4 protein-coding genes are annotated in these 2,866 nt (G+C 64.4%); 2 read left to right on the top strand and 2 right to left on the bottom strand.

The genetic code is table 11. From position 1 onward, the window contains the following. Positions 1-92: 92 nt before the first annotated feature. Positions 93-374 (top strand): hypothetical protein, encoded by a 282-nt coding sequence (locus tag BRAS3843_RS17115; RefSeq protein ID WP_008970226.1) that lies wholly within the window; start codon positions 93-95, stop codon positions 372-374. 139 nt (positions 375-513) lie between these two features. Here the strand turns inward: BRAS3843_RS17115 and BRAS3843_RS17120 are convergent, their stop codons facing one another. Then, positions 514-888 carry a CsbD family protein gene (locus BRAS3843_RS17120; protein ID WP_008970227.1) on the bottom strand — a complete coding sequence of 125 codons (375 nt, stop codon included), beginning with the start codon at positions 886-888 and terminating at the stop codon, positions 514-516. A 250-nt stretch (positions 889-1,138) separates the two neighbouring features. Between BRAS3843_RS17120 and BRAS3843_RS17125 the strand changes: the two genes are divergently transcribed. Further along, complete coding sequence (locus tag BRAS3843_RS17125; protein ID WP_008970228.1) at positions 1,139-2,026, top strand: TauD/TfdA family dioxygenase; 888 nt, start codon at positions 1,139-1,141, stop codon at positions 2,024-2,026. 191 nt (positions 2,027-2,217) lie between these two features. Here BRAS3843_RS17125 and BRAS3843_RS17130 read toward each other — a convergent pair. Further along, positions 2,218-2,866, bottom strand: a 649-nt coding sequence (locus BRAS3843_RS17130) for a YqgE/AlgH family protein (RefSeq protein ID WP_244425363.1), incomplete at its 5' end; no start/stop codon positions are given.

Raw genomic sequence — 2,866 nt, forward strand, 5'->3', positions numbered from 1 at the left:
GGGAGGGCTGACGATTTCGTCTGCCGCGCCGCGAGGTCGGCCGCGAGCAGGCCAAGGAGCCGCCGAAGGAGCAGACCCAGCCGGCCCCCCCGATGGCGGCCACGACGCCGGCTGATCCAGCCGCACCCACCGGCCAGCAGCCGGCGCAACAGAAGCAGAAGCGGACCACGACCCCCGGCCAGGGCGCGCTGCAGAACGGAGCACCGCCAGCGCAGCAGCCGGGCGCGGGCGTCCGCGACTTCTTCGGCTTCGGAGCGCCTCAACCGCAGCCGGCGAAGCCGCCCACCGCGCGCAATCCGAATCCGGGAGTGCCGCGTCCGCCTGCCAATGTGGGCCGTTCCGCCGCGGCGCAGGACGCAACACCGCTTCGATAGGCGGGATTCTTCAGGTCCAGGATTCTTCAGGTCCAGGATTGTTCAGGTCAAAGGCCGAAACAACATCGGCCGGTGTCGCCTCTTGTGGAGACGAACATCGGCCGATCGCAATCGAGCTTATGACAGCGCGTGCGGGCGATCAGTAGCGCCAGCGCCGCGGCGGCTGTGGCCGGCTCGGGCGGCTCATCAGCATGGCCAGCATGAAGCCGATGCCGCCGGCCACCAGGAGCGCGCCGATCGGATTGTCGTGGACGCGCTTGGCGAGCGCCTGGGTGCCATCGCGCAGCGTGTCAACACGGTCGTCGCCCAGGGTGTCCTTGGCAAAATTCATCGCAGCGTCGCCGGCGTCACGCGCCGCATCCTTGGCCTGGCCATAGAGATTTTGCACCACGCCGGAGGCCTCGCGCGCGCGACCGGATGCCTCCGTCTGCTTGTCGCCGGTCATCTCACCGACGCCGCCTTCCACCTTACCCGCCATGTCCTTCGCCGCTCCGGCAATCCGATCCGTATCCATCGCCATCTCTCCTCCTGCTCGTGTTCGAGGCCTTGCTGCCCAGCTAACCGGCAAGAGCGGCGCGGGTTCCGTGAATTCGCGAATCAGCCGTCGTGATGATCTCGACACGGCGCGCGCCACCTCCGTTGACTTCGCACGACGACGGGGTAGCCTTTCACCTGACAGAGAGCGGAGCCGAACTCCGCCTATCCTGCGCATGACGCGTTCGGTCGCGCTGCCGTTCGGATTATGCGCGCTGGGGAGACATGCCATGGCGATTGCGATCCAACAGCTTCACCCCGGTTTTGTCGGCGAGGTATCCGGCATCGATCTGCGCCAGCCGCTGACAAAGGACGAGGTCGTCCAGCTTCAGAGCGCGATCGATCGCTACGCCGTGCTGGTGTTCCATGACCAGGACATCACCGACGAGCAGCAGCTGGCCTTCGCCTTGAACTTCGGCGAGCGCGAAAAGGCCCGCGGCGGCACTGTGACCAAGAAGGAGGATTATCGTCTCACCACCGGCCTCAACGACGTCTCCAACCTCGGCAAGGACGGCAAGCCGCTGCCGGTGGATCATCGCACCCATCTGTTCAACCTCGGGAACTGCCTGTGGCATTCGGACAGCTCGTTCCCGCCGATTCCCGCCAAATACTCGATCCTGTCGGCGCGGATCATCAACCCGAAGGGCGGCAACACCGAATTCGCCGACATGCGCGCCGCCTATGATGCGCTGGACGAGGAGACCAAGGCCGAGATCGAAAACTTGATCTGCGAACATTCGCTGATGTATTCGCGCGGCTCGCTCGGCTTCCTCGACTACAGCGAGGAGGAGAAGCGGATGTTCAAGCCGGTGCTGCAGCGCCTGGTGCGGACGCACCCTGCGCACGGACGCAAGTCGCTGTATTTGTCGTCCCACGCCGGCGCAGTCAGGGGCATGAGTGTTCCGGAAGGACGGCTCTTGCTGCGCGATCTGACCGAACATGCGACGCAGCCACAATTCGTCTACGTCCACAGATGGCGACTGCATGATCTCGTAATGTGGGACAACCGCCAGACCATGCACCGCGTCCGCCGTTACGATCAGGCCCAGCCGCGGGACATGCGCCGCGCCACGGTCGCAGGCACCGAGCCGACGGTGGCGCAGGAGGCGGCAGAGTAGAGCCAAAGATAACTATCGTCCCGGGCAAGCTTCCGACAACGCAATGCGTTGGCGGGAGCGCAGACCCGGGACCCATAGCCACCGGATGTCGTTTGGCGATGGCTGAAGCGATAGCCTGCTCTCACCCACGTTAGCCGGTGCCTATGAGTCCCGGCGTTCGCCGGGACGACACCGAATGTATGGCGGCTTACTTATGCGTGGCCGGCTTCGTTCGACAGCATGCCGGGATCGATGCCGATCTTGCGTAAGGCGAGGTCGTATTTGTCTTCGACCCGGTCACCGAAGATCAGTTCCGCATCGGCATCGCAATGCAGCCAGCCGTTCTCCTGGATCTCTTCCTCAAGCTGGCCGGCGCGCCATCCGGCATAGCCGAGCGCAAGGATGGCATGCTTCGGGCCGGTGCCGTTGGCGATCGCCTTGAGAATGTCGACAGTCGTGGTGAGGCAGACCCCGTCGTTGATCTTCAGCGTCGCGTTGGCAATGAAGTAATCGCTGGAGTGCAGCACGAAGCCGCGGCCGGTGTCGACCGGGCCGCCGCTCAGCACCTTCATCGACTCGGCGCCGCCGGGCAGCTTGATCTGGTCGGCCTTGTTGATGATGTTGAGCTGCATCAGGAGCTGCGGGAAATCGATGCTGCCGGCCGGCCTATTCACCATGATGCCCATGGCGCCCTCGGCGGAGTGCGCGCAGAGGTAGATGACCGAGCGCTCGAAACGCGAATCGCCCATCACCGGCATCGCAACCAGCAATTGGCCATCGAGATACCCGCCATGAGAGACATCATTACCGATGCCAGTCACTTTCCGGCGAATGTCGCCTTGCCGTTTTGCCTCAGGATTC

The organism is Bradyrhizobium sp. STM 3843, from assembly GCF_000239815.1.
Classification (GTDB): domain Bacteria; phylum Pseudomonadota; class Alphaproteobacteria; order Rhizobiales; family Xanthobacteraceae; genus Bradyrhizobium.